The organism is Citrobacter sp. MGH104, from assembly GCF_001034485.1.
In the GTDB taxonomy this organism is placed as follows: Bacteria; Pseudomonadota; Gammaproteobacteria; order Enterobacterales; family Enterobacteriaceae; genus Citrobacter; species Citrobacter freundii.
The window spans coordinates 945,658-960,903 of sequence record NZ_KQ089819.1; the positions used below are offsets into that span (position 1 = coordinate 945,658).

14 protein-coding genes are annotated in these 15,246 nt (G+C 51.5%); 5 read left to right on the forward strand and 9 right to left on the reverse strand.

What is annotated here, in order from left to right; all coding sequences use genetic code 11:
* Positions 1-40: 40 nt before the first annotated feature.
* The 5 genes from ubiB to udp all read right to left on the reverse strand — a co-directional run bounded on the left by ubiB (position 41) and on the right by udp (position 5,479).
* Positions 41-1,681: a ubiquinone biosynthesis regulatory protein kinase UbiB gene (gene ubiB / locus SK34_RS22745; protein WP_003841233.1), complete on the reverse strand. Its 1,641-nt coding sequence runs from the start codon at positions 1,679-1,681 to the stop codon at positions 41-43.
* On the reverse strand, positions 1,678-2,283 hold the full coding sequence (gene ubiJ, locus SK34_RS22750) for a ubiquinone biosynthesis protein UbiJ (RefSeq protein WP_003017894.1): 606 nt from the start codon (positions 2,281-2,283) through the stop codon (positions 1,678-1,680). The genes ubiB and ubiJ overlap by 4 nt, the downstream gene beginning before the upstream one ends.
* Positions 2,284-2,296: 13 nt before the next feature.
* Entirely contained in the window at positions 2,297-3,052 is a 756-nt protein-coding gene (gene ubiE / locus SK34_RS22755; protein ID WP_003017897.1) for a bifunctional demethylmenaquinone methyltransferase/2-methoxy-6-polyprenyl-1,4-benzoquinol methylase UbiE, read from the reverse strand.
* 94 nt (positions 3,053-3,146) lie between these two features.
* Positions 3,147-4,577: a DNA recombination protein RmuC gene (rmuC, locus tag SK34_RS22760; RefSeq protein ID WP_003017901.1), complete on the reverse strand. Its 1,431-nt coding sequence runs from the start codon at positions 4,575-4,577 to the stop codon at positions 3,147-3,149.
* 140 nt (positions 4,578-4,717) lie between these two features.
* A complete protein-coding gene (gene udp / locus SK34_RS22765; protein ID WP_003017903.1) occupies positions 4,718-5,479 on the reverse strand; it encodes a uridine phosphorylase in 762 nt (253 codons plus the stop codon).
* Positions 5,480-5,744: 265 nt separating this feature from the next.
* Between udp and SK34_RS22770 the strand changes: the two genes are divergently transcribed.
* The 3 genes from SK34_RS22770 to SK34_RS24770 all read left to right on the forward strand — a co-directional run bounded on the left by SK34_RS22770 (position 5,745) and on the right by SK34_RS24770 (position 8,331).
* On the forward strand, positions 5,745-6,554 hold the full coding sequence (locus tag SK34_RS22770) for a dienelactone hydrolase family protein (RefSeq protein ID WP_044714747.1): 810 nt from the start codon (positions 5,745-5,747) through the stop codon (positions 6,552-6,554).
* Between the two features lie 215 nt (positions 6,555-6,769).
* On the forward strand, positions 6,770-7,957 hold the full coding sequence (locus SK34_RS22775; protein ID WP_048234244.1) for a hypothetical protein: 1,188 nt from the start codon (positions 6,770-6,772) through the stop codon (positions 7,955-7,957).
* A gap of 2 nt (positions 7,958-7,959) precedes the next feature.
* Positions 7,960-8,331, forward strand: a complete 372-nt coding sequence (locus tag SK34_RS24770) for a hypothetical protein (protein ID WP_044714748.1) — start codon at positions 7,960-7,962, stop codon at positions 8,329-8,331.
* Positions 8,332-8,368: 37 nt separating this feature from the next.
* Here the strand turns inward: SK34_RS24770 and metE are convergent, their stop codons facing one another.
* The gene (gene metE, locus SK34_RS22780; protein ID WP_048234245.1) at positions 8,369-10,630 is read right to left on the reverse strand and encodes a 5-methyltetrahydropteroyltriglutamate--homocysteine S-methyltransferase; all 2,262 of its coding nucleotides are present in this window, start codon (positions 10,628-10,630) and stop codon (positions 8,369-8,371) included.
* A gap of 235 nt (positions 10,631-10,865) precedes the next feature.
* On the opposite strand from metE, the gene metR reads away from it, so the two are divergent.
* The gene (gene metR, locus SK34_RS22785; protein WP_003841224.1) at positions 10,866-11,819 is read left to right on the forward strand and encodes an HTH-type transcriptional regulator MetR; all 954 of its coding nucleotides are present in this window, start codon (positions 10,866-10,868) and stop codon (positions 11,817-11,819) included.
* Here the strand turns inward: metR and SK34_RS22790 are convergent.
* From SK34_RS22790 to pldB, 3 genes are all read right to left on the reverse strand, one after another.
* Entirely contained in the window at positions 11,707-12,606 is a 900-nt protein-coding gene (locus SK34_RS22790) for a carboxylate/amino acid/amine transporter (protein ID WP_003841223.1), read from the reverse strand. The two genes, metR and SK34_RS22790, sit on opposite strands and share 113 nt — an antisense overlap.
* 75 nt (positions 12,607-12,681) lie before the next feature.
* Positions 12,682-13,482, reverse strand: coding sequence for a sugar/pyridoxal phosphate phosphatase YigL (gene yigL / locus SK34_RS22795; protein ID WP_003017910.1), 801 nt, complete (start codon positions 13,480-13,482; stop codon positions 12,682-12,684).
* A 48-nt stretch (positions 13,483-13,530) separates the two neighbouring features.
* The gene (pldB, locus tag SK34_RS22800; protein WP_048234247.1) at positions 13,531-14,514 is read right to left on the reverse strand and encodes a lysophospholipase L2; all 984 of its coding nucleotides are present in this window, start codon (positions 14,512-14,514) and stop codon (positions 13,531-13,533) included.
* 110 nt (positions 14,515-14,624) lie between these two features.
* On the opposite strand from pldB, the gene rhtB reads away from it, so the two are divergent.
* Complete coding sequence (gene rhtB, locus SK34_RS22805; protein ID WP_048234249.1) at positions 14,625-15,245, forward strand: homoserine/homoserine lactone efflux protein; 621 nt, start codon at positions 14,625-14,627, stop codon at positions 15,243-15,245.
* Position 15,246: the final 1 nt, after the last annotated feature.

Here is a 15,246-nt window from a genome sequence, read left to right on the forward strand (position 1 = left end):
GTAGTATACGTTACACGGCCTGCCTTGGGCGATGAAAAATTCAGCGCATTTTGCGCCAGCCGATTAACCAGGCTAAGACACCGCCTGCCATCAACCAGCCCGGCATAAGCCCCCACTCAGGGCGGCTTACCAGCAGGAATGTTCCACTTAGCAACAATGTTGCGCCAATGCCCAATAAATAACGGGATTGTCCCTGGCGTACATGATTCGCGTGAAGCTCGCGGGCAATCTTATCAACACTGTGCTGTAAATATTTGCCCTGGCGCAAACTGTCATACACCAGTTCAGGTATTTCTGGCATTTTTTCGACCCAGAACGGTGCTTTTTCTTTAAATGCCCTAACGAGCGCCGGAATACCGACCTGATCTTTAATCCAGGATTCGAGGAATGGCTTAGCCGTTTTCCACAAATCTAACTGCGGGTAGAGCTGTCGTCCGACACCCTCAACGTACAGCAGCGTCTTCTGTAGCAATACCAGTTGAGGCTGGACTTCCATATTGAAGCGGCGCGCAGTGTTGAACAAATTCAACAGCACATGACCAAAGGAAATCTCCGCCAGCGGTTTTTCAAAAATCGGCTCGCACACGGTACGAATGGCAAATTCAAACTCTTCTACGTTGGTATCCGGTGGAACCCAACCAGAATCCACGTGCAGTTCAGCAACTTTGCGGTAATCGCGGTTAAAGAACGCAATGAAGTTTTCAGCCAGGTAACGCTTATCTTCTTTGTTTAAAGAGCCCACAATCCCACAATCAATACCAATGTATTTCGGGTTTTCAGGGTGCTCATAACTGACAAAAATGTTCCCAGGGTGCATATCCGCATGGAAAAAGCTGTCGCGGAATACCTGAGTAAAGAAGACCTGAACACCACGTTCAGCCAGCAACTTCATATTGGTGCCGTTCTTCTCAAGCGTGGTGACATCTGAAACCGGGATACCGTAAATGCGCTCCATCACCATCATGTTCTGACTGCAATAGTCGGAATACACTTCCGGGATGTACAGCATCGGGCTATCTTCAAAATTACGTCGTAGCTGAATGGCGTTCGCCGATTCGCGCAGCAGATTTAGCTCATCAATCAACGTTTTTTCATATTCACGGACGACTTCTGTTGGTCGCAGGCGACGCCCATCTGGCAGCAGACGAGGAACCCAACGAGCCAGGCGGTAGATCAGTTTTAAATCCGCTTTGATGACCGGCAGTATGTCCGGGCGAATAACTTTGATCACCACCTCTTTGCCATTCGATTTCAATCGCGCAGTGTGAACCTGAGCAACAGACGCAGATGCCAGCGGCGTGATTTCAAAATCATCAAACCATTCCTCGACGGGCAGCCCGCCCATGGCCTCTTCGATTTGTTTTTTCGCTCTAAGCCCATCAAACGGGGCAACACGATCCTGCAATAGCGCAAGCTGATCGGCGATGTGCGGAGGGAAAAGGTCACGACGGGTGGAGAGCATCTGCCCAAACTTGATCCACACCGGGCCGAGTTCCTGTAAAGCCAGTCTCAGCCTTTCTCCCAGCGGTTTGTCTTTATGTCGGTTGGGCATCCAGAACAACGAGTATCGCCACAACCTAAGCGGCAGCGTGATTCGCATTTTGGGGATGAGTTCATCAAGACCGTAGCTTAAAAAAGTGCGAATGATGAAATAAAGGCGCCGTACTTCACCTGGCGTCATTTGGCCTCCAGTTTTTCCAGCCGTTTGGCCAGAGATTCAACCGCGCGCTCAACGGCTGCCGTTTCTTCAGCAAACCATGCAACCTCTAGTGGGCCAGGAGCCATGCGCCACTCTTCGGTGATCGCTTCGGCGACATAGCGCTGCTGGCGCTGAAAGTTATGGCACAGGAACTTCGCTCCACCACGCAAGACTTTGCTGACCCCTTCCGCGACGATATCGCCGGTATAGGGTGCTAACAGTTCTGCAGGATCCAACTCGGCCAGATCGGCCAGCGCAACAAAGTTCTGTACTACCTGGATATCACCCTGGACTTCCAGTTCACCGCTGCGGATAAGCGTGGTGAGTTGCTGTCTGTCACGCAATTTCGGTAACACACTGGCATATGTGATTACGGTGCAATCGGCTTCGCCTTCCCACGCCCCCAGCACATCGACCTGGCGCTCACTAAACACCAGGACTAACGATGTTGAAAATCCTTTGAGATCAACACGTAGCACTTTGCCCTGTAAACGCGTTCTGGCTGACTTGAGCGCAGGAGAGCGGTACAGAAAGGTGTTGAGCAGATTTTCAACGCCTGCGGTCACTAAGGGTTTTAAAGGCATCCCCACTCTCCTGTCAGAACTTGTAACCACGATGCAGCGCAACGACACCTGCTGTCAGGTTGTAGTAATCAACGCTTTCGAACCCGGCATCTTGCATCATTGCTTTTAAGGTGTCCTGATCGGGATGCATGCGGATGGATTCCGCCAGATAGCGATAGCTGTCCGCATCGCTTGCTACCATTGAACCTATACGCGGCAGAACATGGAAAGAGTACGCGTCGTAGGCTTTGCTCAACGGTTCGATAATCGGCTTGGAGAATTCCAGCACCAGTAAACGTCCGCCCGGCTTCAATACGCGGTACATGGAGCGTAATGCTTTGTCTTTATCCGTAACGTTGCGCAGACCGAAAGAGATGGTGATGCAGTCAAACGTGTTGTCAGGGAAAGGTAGTGCTTCAGCATTCGCCTGAACGTACTCAACGTTACCCACCACACCAATATTGCGCAGCTTTTCGCGACCCATTTTGAGCATTGAGTCATTGATATCCGCCAGCACAACTTTGCCGGTTTCGCCTACCATGCGAGAGAATTTCGCCGTCAGATCGCCGGTACCGCCTGCTAAATCGAGAACGGTTTGCCCGCGACGCACGCCACTGCAGTCAATGGTGAAGCGCTTCCACAAACGATGAATGCCAAATGACATTAAGTCATTCATAACGTCATATTTAGAGGCCACAGAATGAAAAACGTGGGCCACCATGTCAGCTTTCTGCTCTTTAGCGACGGTCTGAAAGCCAAAGTGCGTCGTTTCTTGTGAATTATCCACCATCTCAGTGCCTGCTCATCCAAAAAATGTTCGAGAAGTGTAACAGATTGGGCCAATTTGCCCTACCCTTCTGCCGGGTTCAACTACCCCAAATGGACTAGTTTGATTGCTGATTTACCGCTTCACCATCGGGGTAAGACGCATCTTGTTGCGTCTCAGGGACCGAGCGCAAGCGGTATTCTTCATCCTGCGTAGTGGCTTGCTCAGCCAGCTCAGGATTAATCTCGCGCTTAATTTCTACACCTAAACTGCGAAACGCTTCTGCCTGCGACAGGACGTTTCCACGACCGGAAGAGAGTTTTTTCATCGCCTGTCGGTAATTATCCTGGGCTTTGTCCAGGCTTTGACCTATTGCCGACATATCATCCACAAACAACCGCATCTTGTCATAAAGTTTGCTGGCCCGATCGGCAATTTGTTGCGCATTACGACTCTGATGCTCGTAGCGCCACAGGTTGGCAATCGTGCGCAATGCCACCAACAGCGTGGTAGGGCTCACCAGCATAATGTTATTTCTAAGCGCTTCGGTAATCAGTTCGGGCTGTCTGTCTAACGCCAGCAAAAAAGCGGGCTCAACGGGGATAAACATCAGCACATAGTCAAGCGTACGCAGCCCCGGAAGCTGCTGATAGTCTTTGCGGCCCAGCAGACGAATGTGGTTGCGCACCGAGGCGATGTGCTCCTGCAACGCGCTCTCGCGGGTGAATTCATCTTCAGCGTTAAAATAGCGTTCATAGGCGACCAGCGTCATTTTCGCATCAATCACCACATCTTTGCCCTGCGGTAATCGGACAATAACATCCGGCTGCATCCGCGAACGGGCGTCGTTTTCGATGCTGACCTGGGTTTCGTATTCATAGCCTTCGCGCAGACCGGAAGCCTCAAGCACCCGCGTGAGTACGACCTCGCCCCAGTTACCCTGCGTTTTGTTATCGCCTTTTAATGCCCGCGTCAGGTTTACCGCTTCCTGTGCCATCTGCGCATTCAGTTGCTGGAGATTACGAATTTCGTGCGCCAGAGTATGACGTTCCTGTGCCTCTTTACCAAAGCTGTCCTGAACCTGGCGTCGAAATCCGTCCAATTGTTCGCGAAGCGGTGCCAGCAGGCTGTTCAGGCTTTGGCGATTTTGCTCATCTACGCGGCGATTGCTGTGCTCGAATATACGGTTCGCCAGATTTTCAAACTGCTCGCTCAGGCGCTGTTCGCTGTTGATCATCTGACGGATCTTATCTTCCGCATGCTGTTGCGTTGCTTCCAGCCGGGTAGTGACTTCACGGAGATCAGCTTCCAGAGAGGTGTTGATACTGTGCAGGCTGCGCAATTCGTTATTAAGCAGTTCGCACTCATCACGCCAGTGGGCTTCCTGTGAGAGTTGTTGCCGGGCGGCACTTAGCGCGATATCCAGTTCACGTCGTTCTTCGATGAGATCGGCACGGATCCTGTCGGCGTGTGCTTTTGTTGCCAGCCACCCAACCAGCAGCCCTGCGGCTAACGCCAGCACGGCACTCATCATAATTGAAATATCCACAACGCCCCCTTACAGCAACGACTTACCCGCACAAAATAGAATTGTGCTGTATAAACGTCCAGTTTAAAAGGAATTTCCTGCGAGGTACTACGCAAAATAAAAAGGCCGAACGCGTCGGCCTTTTTGAATAGACGGGAGAATTACAGTAAACGACGCGCAGCTTCCACCACGATTTTTACCGCATGGCTTTCTGTTTGTTTCATTGTTTCCGCATTAGGGATCTCTTGCTGAGTACGGTTCACGATAACACCCGCGACCATACCGGCACGCAGACCCTGGCTTGCGCACATGGTCAGCAGCGTGGCAGATTCCATTTCGTAGTTCATAACGCCCATAGACTGCCACTCTTCCATCGAGCCTTTGAAACGGCTCACGACGCGACCAGAGAAGGTGTCGTAACGTTCCTGGCCCGGGTAGAAGGTGTCAGAAGATGCGGTAACGCCCACGTGGGTAGTGGCGCCGATAGATTTCGCCGCTTCCACCAGCGCAGTGGTGCACTCGAAGTCCGCAACGGCCGGGAACTCCATTGGCGCGAAGTGCAGGCTTGCGCCGTCCAGACGGACAGACGCCGTGGTGACCAGGACATCGCCCACGTTGATATGCGGCTGGATAGCGCCAGTCGTACCGATGCGCAGGAAGGTACGAATGCCCAGCTGTGCCAGTTCTTCTACGGCAATAGAGGTTGACGGGCCGCCGATACCGGTAGAGCAAACGATCACGGCTTTACCATCCAGCTCAGCACGCCAGGTAGTGAACTCGCGATGAGATGCCAGCTTAACCGGCTTATCCATCAGCGCGGCGATCTTTTCCACCCGCTCCGGGTCGCCAGGGACGATAGCAAGCGTAGCCCCTTGTAAGTCGCTCTTAGTGAGGCCGAGATGAAAAACATCAGACTTAGACATAAAAACTCCTCTGTGAATCGGTTTTGTCAGAAGAAGCAAAAATACACTTTACCGAAGGCATGAACATATTTTCGTGACAGCCATCACTCTGATGTAAATCAATTGCATTCAATTACCATCAAACAGTGATGTATATCACATAAATGATGCGATGTAAGGAAGCCCTGCACAAAAGATAGCCCGTTTAAGGCAATGTGGTTCGTTGCATGTGTCTATAGTTAACAATGCGCTTTTTGGCTGAATATTTAAGGGTACGGAGAATACCATGACAACACGACAATCTGGCTTTGCACCTGCTGTATCTCCACCGACGTCTACCACGGTTCACACTCCGGATAACGAAATTATCGCCGGTGTAACGTCCATACCTTCACAAGGCGATGATATGCCAGCGTATCACGCACGACCAAAACAAACCGATGGCCTGCTTCCCGTGGTCATTGTCGTGCAGGAGATTTTTGGTATTCATGAGCACATTCGTGACGTTTGCCGCCGTCTGGCTCTGGAAGGGTATCTGGCTATCGCACCAGAACTCTATTTTCGCGAAGGCGATCCCAATGACTTTGCCGATATCCCCACGTTGCTCAGCGGCCTTGTCGCCAAAGTGCCTGACTCTCAGGTACTGGCCGATCTGGACCACGTCGCCAGTTGGGCCTCCCGCAACGGAGGAGATGCGCACCAACTGATGATCACCGGATTCTGCTGGGGTGGACGCATTACCTGGCTGTATGCCGCACATAATCCGCAATTAAAAGCGGCGGTAGCGTGGTACGGCAAACTGGTGGGTGATAAAACCCTCAACTCGCCGAAACATCCCGTTGATATCGCAACCGATCTTAACGCCCCCGTTTTGGGACTTTATGGCGCCCAGGATACCAGCATTCCGCAAGATACCGTTGAAACAATGCGTCAGGCGCTACGCGCCGCCAATGCGAAAGCGGAAATCGTGGTCTATCCCGATGCCGGACATGCGTTTAACGCCGATTATCGCCCGAGCTATCACGAAGAGTCCGCGAAAGACGGCTGGCAGAGAATGCTGGAGTGGTTCGCGCAATACGTGGGTAAAAAGATCTGAACAATATTGCCGCCTTTTTTAGGCGGCAATAAATACACAAATAATAATTTTAATGAAATCTAAAACAGATAAGATACAAATTAATTATGTATCTCCATTATCTCTGGCGTGTAAAATAAATTAAAAAATTAATGTAAAAGATCATCAAAAAACTCACACACCAAGAATGCCTTGTGATATAAAATATATTTCAATACACGTTTTGGATCTCATTTATGCCTATATACAAAGTCAGTTCAAAAATTAATTCCAATGTCCCTCCTGATTATATCCTTTATGACTTATTAATTTACCGAATGGATGGAAACCATAACAAGACCATATTGCTCGATGTAAAAAGACAAAAATTAAAGAGTAACTATGAAACACAAAAACATGATACTGAAGACACAAACGATCCAGTTTCAACCATATATATTATAGAGATAACGTTATATCGGACCAACATGCTACAAACAACATGTGTTTCTGTCACACCATTCAGGAAAATGTACACGTTAGAAGAGCTAAGTACCGGCAGAGCTTTTTCACAGGTGAAAAGAGAAAATCCTTGTTATTATGTTTCGAATGGTAGGACTCAACTGGAAAGTGAAGGGAAAAATATAAAAACGGTAACTATATCGAATCATGGAAGAGCATTTATTGCAAATGAATATCCAGAAGATAGCGCTAATGACCCTTTTTCAAAAAAGAAGCTTGAGGAGGACGCCTTCCTTCGGTTTCATCATATGAATTTCCCCAACCAAAGCAGGAGTAGTTTATGCGGTCCTGCAGTTTTTTTTTACTGCCTGCAAATAGATAGGCCAGATATTTATATACAGGCAGCAAACGACTTATGGCTCTATGGTCGAACAAAAATTGGCTCCCTGCAAATTACACCCAGTGAGAACTGCCGTAATCCCTCAGGAAAATTTTACGATGAATCATCTCAACCAGCCGTCCCTCTTATTTCTGGACTCGACTGGTTAACCCTCGCAAGTCTTAGAGACTCTGAAAATACAGTGCTCAGTTATGATAGTATAAATTACGAAATATCAGGTATTTCGATGTGGGATACCGTAGCCGGATGGTTTGAAAAGGCGGGCTATGTGAAAATATTTGATAACGTTGGGATTACCAGAGGGAATATCCAAGATATAAGAAAGCTAAACGCCTACTTCAAACAAGGATATAAAGTTATCACGTTAATCGCTGATGGGCTTTTGACATCCAGTGAATCGAGTCTAACTGTTCCATCACACTGGATTGTATGGGATGGAGAGGTAACGGAAGATGCTAACAGGAAAGTAAGTTTGCGCCTATTTTCCTGGGGAGAGGTGGGTGAGCAAATAAAGAGAGAAAAGAACATTAATTTCTTCATCAATAGATTTTTTGGAGGGATGGTTTTCAAACCATTGATTTAACCATGTTGAAAAAGTTAACTTTTATTTTACCTATTTTAGTTTCATCTTGTAGTCAATATGCTGAGTACACCCCCAGCGGAGATACCCTTAAAGATGCGATTACCGGCACACCATATTCAGCAAAAATATATATCTTTGGAGGGAGAGTGATAAAGCCGTCATTCAGTATGCGTCTCTTCCCAGAAAATACTGGACTTTCTCTCAAGCCTTGCGATCCTCTTTCCGTTGCGCAGAATAATTGCATACTTGTAGAAGGGATTCCGAAAAAACCGGGTTCTGTCACCATTAAAATCTCAGGGGGCCTGTACGGAAGCATGATTGTAAGCTCAGCCGGATTCCATAAAGAGTACACGATGAATGTTATTAGCCCATAAATAAAAAGCGATCACATTTATGCGATCGCCTTATTTTTTACGCCTGACGCAGATTCTGCGCCGCTTTAACCATGTTTGCCAGCGCAGCACGGGTTTCCGGCCAGCCGCGCGTTTTCAGGCCGCAGTCCGGGTTCACCCACAGACGCTCAGCCGGAATACGCTGCTCGGCTTTCTTCAGCAGAGCTTCAATCCACTCCACGCTCGGGACGTTCGGCGAGTGAATGTCGTAGACGCCCGGCCCGATTTCGTTCGGATAGTCGAACTCTTCGAACGACTCCAGCAGCTCCATATCAGAACGTGAAGTCTCAATAGTGATCACGTCCGCGTCCAGCGCCGCAATGGAGTCCATGATGTCGTTGAACTCGCAGTAACACATGTGGGTGTGGATCTGGGTTTCATCCTTCGCCACTGCCGCGTTAATGCGAAAGGCTTCCACGCCCCACTCCAGATACGCCGCCCAGTCGCTGCGACGCAGCGGTAAACCTTCACGCAGTGCCGGCTCATCAATCTGGATAATGCCGATCCCCGCTGCTTCCAGATCCGCAACTTCATCACGCAACGCCAGCGCAATCTGCTTCGCGATGGTTTCACGCGTCACGTCTTCACGCGGGAATGACCAGCAAAGAATGGTCACCGGACCGGTCAGCATACCTTTTACCGGTTTGTCGGTCAGTGACTGGGCATACTTCGCCCACTCCACGGTGATCGCTTCCGGGCGGCTGACGTCGCCAATGACTACCGGTGGCTTCACGCAACGGGAGCCATAGCTCTGCACCCAACCGTTCTGGGTAAAGACGAAACCGTCCAAGTGTTCGCCAAAATATTCCACCATGTCGTTACGTTCGGCTTCACCGTGTACCAGCACGTCGAGCCCCAGACGCTCCTGTTCAGCGATCGCCTGTTTGATATGTTCCGCAATACCGGTGCGGTAGTTACCGGCATCCAGGTTGCCCTTTTTGAAGTCCAGACGCAGACCGCGAATTTCGGTGGTTTGCGGGAATGAGCCGATAGTCGTGGTCGGCCATGCCGGCAGATTAAAGCGGGCACGTTGCGCCTCGGCGCGAACCGGGTAAGCGTTGGCGCGCTGGCTGTCCTGGGCGGTGATTGCCGCCAGACGTTTTTCCACTGCGGCGTTGTGGACACGAGTAGAGTGACGACGAGCCTGAATCGGTGCGCTCCATTCGACAATTGCCGCCGTATCACCGCTGTTCAACGCATCACGCAGCAGCGCCAGCTCGCCGCATTTTTGCAGGGCGAAGGAAAACCAGCTCTTCACCTCTGCATCAAGGCGGGTTTCCACGCTGAGATCGATGGGGCTGTGCAGCAGGGAGCAGGAAGAAGCCACCCACAGGTCACGTTTCCCGACGATATCTTTAATTTGCGCGTATTTTTCGCTGAGATCGGCGCGCCAGACGTTGCGCCCGTTCACCAGGCCCGCTGACAGCAGCCAGTCGGCAGGCAGACGTTTGTGCAGCTCGGCGACATCATCTTTACCGTGCACGAAGTCGACGTGCAGTCCCTGCACCGGCAGCGCGGTAATGGTATCCAGGTTTGGCGTTACGCCTTCGAAGTAGGTGGTCAGTAGCAGCTTCACCTGGCCCCGCAAGGCACCATAAGCTGGTTTGAAGGCGTCCAGCCACGCTTGCGGTAATTCCAGCACCAGAGCAGGTTCGTCAATCTGCACCCACTCAATACCCCGTTTTGCCAGCTCCGCCAGCACCTGCTGGTAAACCGGCAGAATGTCGTTCAACAGACTCAGGCGGTCAAACTGTTCGCCCTTCACTTTCCCCAGCCACAGGTAAGTTACCGGCCCCAGCAGCACAGGTTTCACCTTATGCCCGAGCGCCAGCGCTTCGTCTACTTCATCCAGCAGTTGCGTCCAGGTCAGTTTGAACTGCTGACCTTTGGTGAACTCTGGCACCATGTAGTGATAGTTGGTATTAAACCATTTGGTCATTTCTGCCGCCGCCGCTGGCTCACCGGTCGGTGCGCGGCCACGGCCAATACGGAATAAGGTATCGATATCGACCGAGCCGTCTTTATTCTGATGACGAGCCGGAACGTTGCCGAGCAGCAGGCTGGTAGTCAGCACGTGATCGTACCAGGCAAAATCACCTACCGGCAGCAGGTCAACACCCGCCTGCTTCTGCTGCTCCCAATGGCGGGCACGCAGCTCGCGGCCAACGCCCAGCAATTCTTCACGGGAGGAATTTCCCGCCCAGTAGCTTTCTTGCGCTTTCTTCAACTCGCGACGCAGGCCAACGCGAGGGAAACCGAGGGTGTGATTCAATATTGTCATTTTTCTTCCTCTAATTATATGTAAATCCTATGGATTTTGAATTTAGGGAAGGCGGAAAGTTTACTCATCCCCAGGAGCTTACTGAAGTAAGTGACTGGGGTGGGGAAACGAAGCCAACGCACCATAAATTTAAAAGACGAAGGATTTTAGCCGTCCAGATGTTTACACATCCATAATTGGCGGTTACTGTATATTCCTCAAGCGCAATTTGTTCATGCCGAAGTGAAGGACTTTCATGATCGAGATTAAACACCTGAAAACGCTCCAGGCGTTGCGGAATAGCGGTTCGCTGGCAGCCGCCGCGGCGACGTTGCATCAGACCCAATCCGCTCTTTCTCACCAGTTCAGCGATCTGGAGCAGCGCCTTGGCTTTCGACTTTTTATCCGTAAAAGCCAGCCTCTGCGCTTTACGCCGCAGGGAGAAATCCTGCTGCAGTTAGCTAATCAGGTGTTGCCGCAAATTGGTCGTGCGCTGCAGGCTTGCAACGAACCGCAGCAAACCCGGCTGCGAATCGCAATTGAATGTCACAGTTGTATTCAATGGCTGACGCCCGCGCTGGAGAATTTTCGTGCCAACTGGCCGCAGGTGGAGATGGACTTTAAATCCGGCGTGACGTTCGATCCGCAACCAGCGCTGCAGCAGGATGAGCTGGATCTGGTGTTAACCTCCGACATCCTGCCGCGCAGCGGATTGCACTACTCACCGATGTTTGATTTTGAAGTCCGCCTGGTACTGGCGCCTGACCATCCGTTGGCCAGCAAAACGCAAATCACGCCGGAAGATTTGGCCAGCGAGACGCTGCTCATTTACCCGGTGCAACGGAGTCGACTGGATGTCTGGCGACATTTCTTACAGCCTGCGGGCGTGAGTCCGTCGCTGAAGAGCGTGGATAACACCCTGCTGCTGATTCAGATGGTTGCAGCCAGAATGGGTATCGCGGCGTTACCGCACTGGGTGGTGGAGAGTTTTGAACGCCAGGGTTTAGTAGTGACTAAAACCCTGGGTGATGGATTGTGGAGTCGACTGTACGCCGCCGTGCGTGATGGCGAGCAGCGACAGCCGGTCACAGAAGCGTTTATTCGCTCAGCGCGGAATCACGCCTGCGATCATCTGCCGTTTGTGCGGAGTGCGGAACGACCCACTTTCGATGTACCCACAGTGAGGCCACTATCACAGCCGCGCCAATGATGAAGCTTGGCCAGTGAGGCTGTTGATGCCAGATAGCCAGGTTGACCAACAGCCCGGCCGGCACATGCATATTGTTCATGATACCCAGTGTGCCCGCATCCACTTGGGTCGCACCGTAGTTCCACATAAAGTAACCAACGCCGGACGCTGCCACGCCAAGAAAGACCAGAATTCCCCACTGTAGCGTGGTTGCAGGCATTTTTTGCGCATTGCCCAGCATGAACCAGGCCACGACAGCCACCATAAAGGCCCCCATATAAAACCAGGCAAAAGCGTTATGCTGTGGCATTGGGCGGGTTTCCATCAGACGCTTGTAGCCCACCATACCGATGGCAAAACTAATGTTGGAAAGCTGCACCAGCAGCAGGCCAGTCCAGAAGTGGCTGGTTACCTGATCGTAACGAATAATCCCCGCGCCAATCACCGCCAGTAACGCACTGAAAGCGTAGCTCCAACGCAAACGGCGCCCGCTCATCAGGTCATAAATCAGCGTGATGTAGAGCGGCGTCAGCACGGTGAAAAGCAACAGCTCTGAAACCGTCAGATACAGGTAGGCGTGAAAACTCAGCATATACATAATGCCAAGCTGCATGGCCCCCACCAGCATATATAGCGCGATCGTTTTTACGCTGTGCCCACGGGTTCGTAAAAACGGCAGGAACACCAGCGCCGCGAGTCCAACGCGCACCAGCACCGCAAAATAGCTATCGACATGACCAGCAAGGTACTCGCCAAACAGGCTGAAGGAAAAGGCCCACAAAATAGTGGTAATGATGAGTAGCGCCACAATGGATGTCTCTTAGAACAGGGAACATCCATTGTAGCGGAGAGTTTAGTTGACAACTGGTCAACTAAAGAACAATTACTTTAAAAAGAGATCGCGCAGGTAGTGCGGCACGGCATCGTCGGCGTTGAGTCCGATGACTTCCAGCTCCGGATGCAGATCCTTCAGGCGCTGGTGGGCATTGCCCATGATGCAGCCTTTGCCCGCCATGGAGAGCATTTCCGCATCGTTCATCCCATCGCCAAAAGCGATGCAGTCTTTCAGGCTGTAGCCCATCGCTTTCGCTACCGCTTCCAGCGCATGACCTTTCGACACGCCGCCCGCCATGACTTCCAGACAGGTAAGCGTAGAGAAGCTGACGTTGACGCGATCGCCCCAGCGGGCGTTAATCGCCTGCTCCAGCGGTAGCAGTCTTTCGTGAGAGTCGGTGGTGAAGAACACTTTGCTGACGCCTTCCGGCTCCAGTAGCGCAGGTTCAAACAGGGAATAGTTAAACACTGCTTCTTTGAAAAAGCGCATTTCGTCCGGACGATGGCGATTCATAAACCATTCATCATCGCGATAAACGTTGGTCACGATGTCCGGATTTGCATTCACTACGCCAAACAGGTCGCTGGCAATGTCGCGATCCAGGTTATGGGAAAAAACCAGATTCCCGTCAGAATCATGCACCCGCGCGCCGTTGGACGTGATCATGTAGGTTTTAATGCCGAGGTTATCGCGAATTTGCCCCACATCAACATGATGACGGCCAGTCGCAAACACGAAGTTAACGCCGCGAGCGGTCAATAACTTCAGCGTCTCTTTGGCATAGGGGGACAGAGTATGGTCGGGGGAAAGCAGCGTACCGTCTAAATCAGACGCAACAACCTGATACATAAGAAAATTAAACCTCTAGGCAAAGCGGGTTCCGCTAGATGAGTTATGTTAGTCGAAAAATTCGACAATAGCGTTAAGCGCGACTGAGCGCATGGCGTCCTTTTCAAAAAGGATCTCATGGTACGCGCCTTTTATGACAAGCGGCTGACCTCCTTCTACAGGATGGCCCGCTGCGGCGCGGAGTTCACAAAAACGATCGTGCATGCGGTTATCCACTACACGTTCTTCTTCAGCCTGAATCAGCAGCGTCGGCGTCGCATCATCCCCAGCGCCAGCCAAAACCTGTTCACCAGCCAGAATCCCTTCGCGTACCCAGTGATAGGTGGGACCACCAACGCGCAACCGCGGCTCATCAGCATAGAAGCGTAGATTGCGCCGATAGCGCTGTCGACAATGGGTTAACGCATTCATACCGAACGGCAGCGCCCGCCAGCGCCCGGTTCCCATCGCATAGCCTTCGCGGATCCGCGGATGCCCTTCAGCCCAGTCCAGAATGTGGCGCACCATCCAGTCGGGAAAGCGCATCACAATACCAAACATCGGTGCACAAAGCGCGATGGCATCACACTGATTCGGGTGGCGCTGCAGGAATAACGTGGCAATCGCCCCGCCCATTGAATGCGCCAGGATATAGCGTTTTCTCCACGGGCCGGGTAGCACCTCCTGCTGCCAGAAGGCGGTTAAATCGTCGACATAGTCATTAAAGTTATCGACATGACCGCGATGTGGATCCGAAAGCATTCGCCCGGAACGCCCCTGACCACGGTGATCGATAATGAGCACGTCAAAACCAGAATGAAACAGGTCATACGCCAGTTCAGCGTATTTCACATAGCTTTCAATGCGTCCAGGACAGACGACGATGACGCGATCGTTTTTTTCTGCATGAAAACGCACAAAATGTACGGGGATATCATCCACGCCCGTAAATTCCGCTTCTTCCCGCTGACGCCAGAAATCTGTCAGTGGCCCCATGGAAAAAGCAGCAAACGCGTTTTCTCTTGTTTCCCAGTCTTTTTGCTGCTGAAACATCGGGTATCCAGCCTCGCTGACCAAGTAAAATCGTTTTTTTCGCCGTCGTTGATACAACCTAACGGCAGTAGCGTATTGTGGCATAAAAATAGACAATCCGGGAGTTTCTCATGACCTTTGAATGGTGGTTCGCCTACCTGCTGACCTCTATTATTTTGAGCTTGTCTCCAGGCTCTGGCGCAATCAACACTATGACCACCGCCATCAGCCATGGTTTTCGCGGTGCCAGCGCGTCGATTGCAGGTTTACAGACCGGGCTGGGCATTCATATCGTTTTGGTTGGCGTGGGGCTGGGAGCGCTATTTTCACGTTCGGTGATCGCATTTGAGGTGCTGAAGTGGGCGGGAGCGGCCTATCTGATTTGGCTGGGTATTCAACAATGGCGGGCTGCGGGCGCTATCGATCTGAACACCATGGCGAATACACAATCACGCAGGCGCCTGTTCAAACGCGCGGTCTTTGTGAATCTGACCAACCCCAAGAGCATTGTTTTTCTTGCCGCCCTGTTCCCGCAGTTTATCCTGCCGCAGGAACCGCAACTGATGCAGTACGTGGTGCTTGGCGTTACGACCATCGTGGTCGATATCATTGTGATGATCGGTTACGCGACGCTGGCTACGCGCATTGCAGGATGGATTAAAGGGCCAAAGCAAATGAAGGCGCTGAACAAAGTGTTCGGTTCGCTGTTTATGCTGATAGGCGCCCTGCTGGCATCGGCAAGGCATGCCTGAT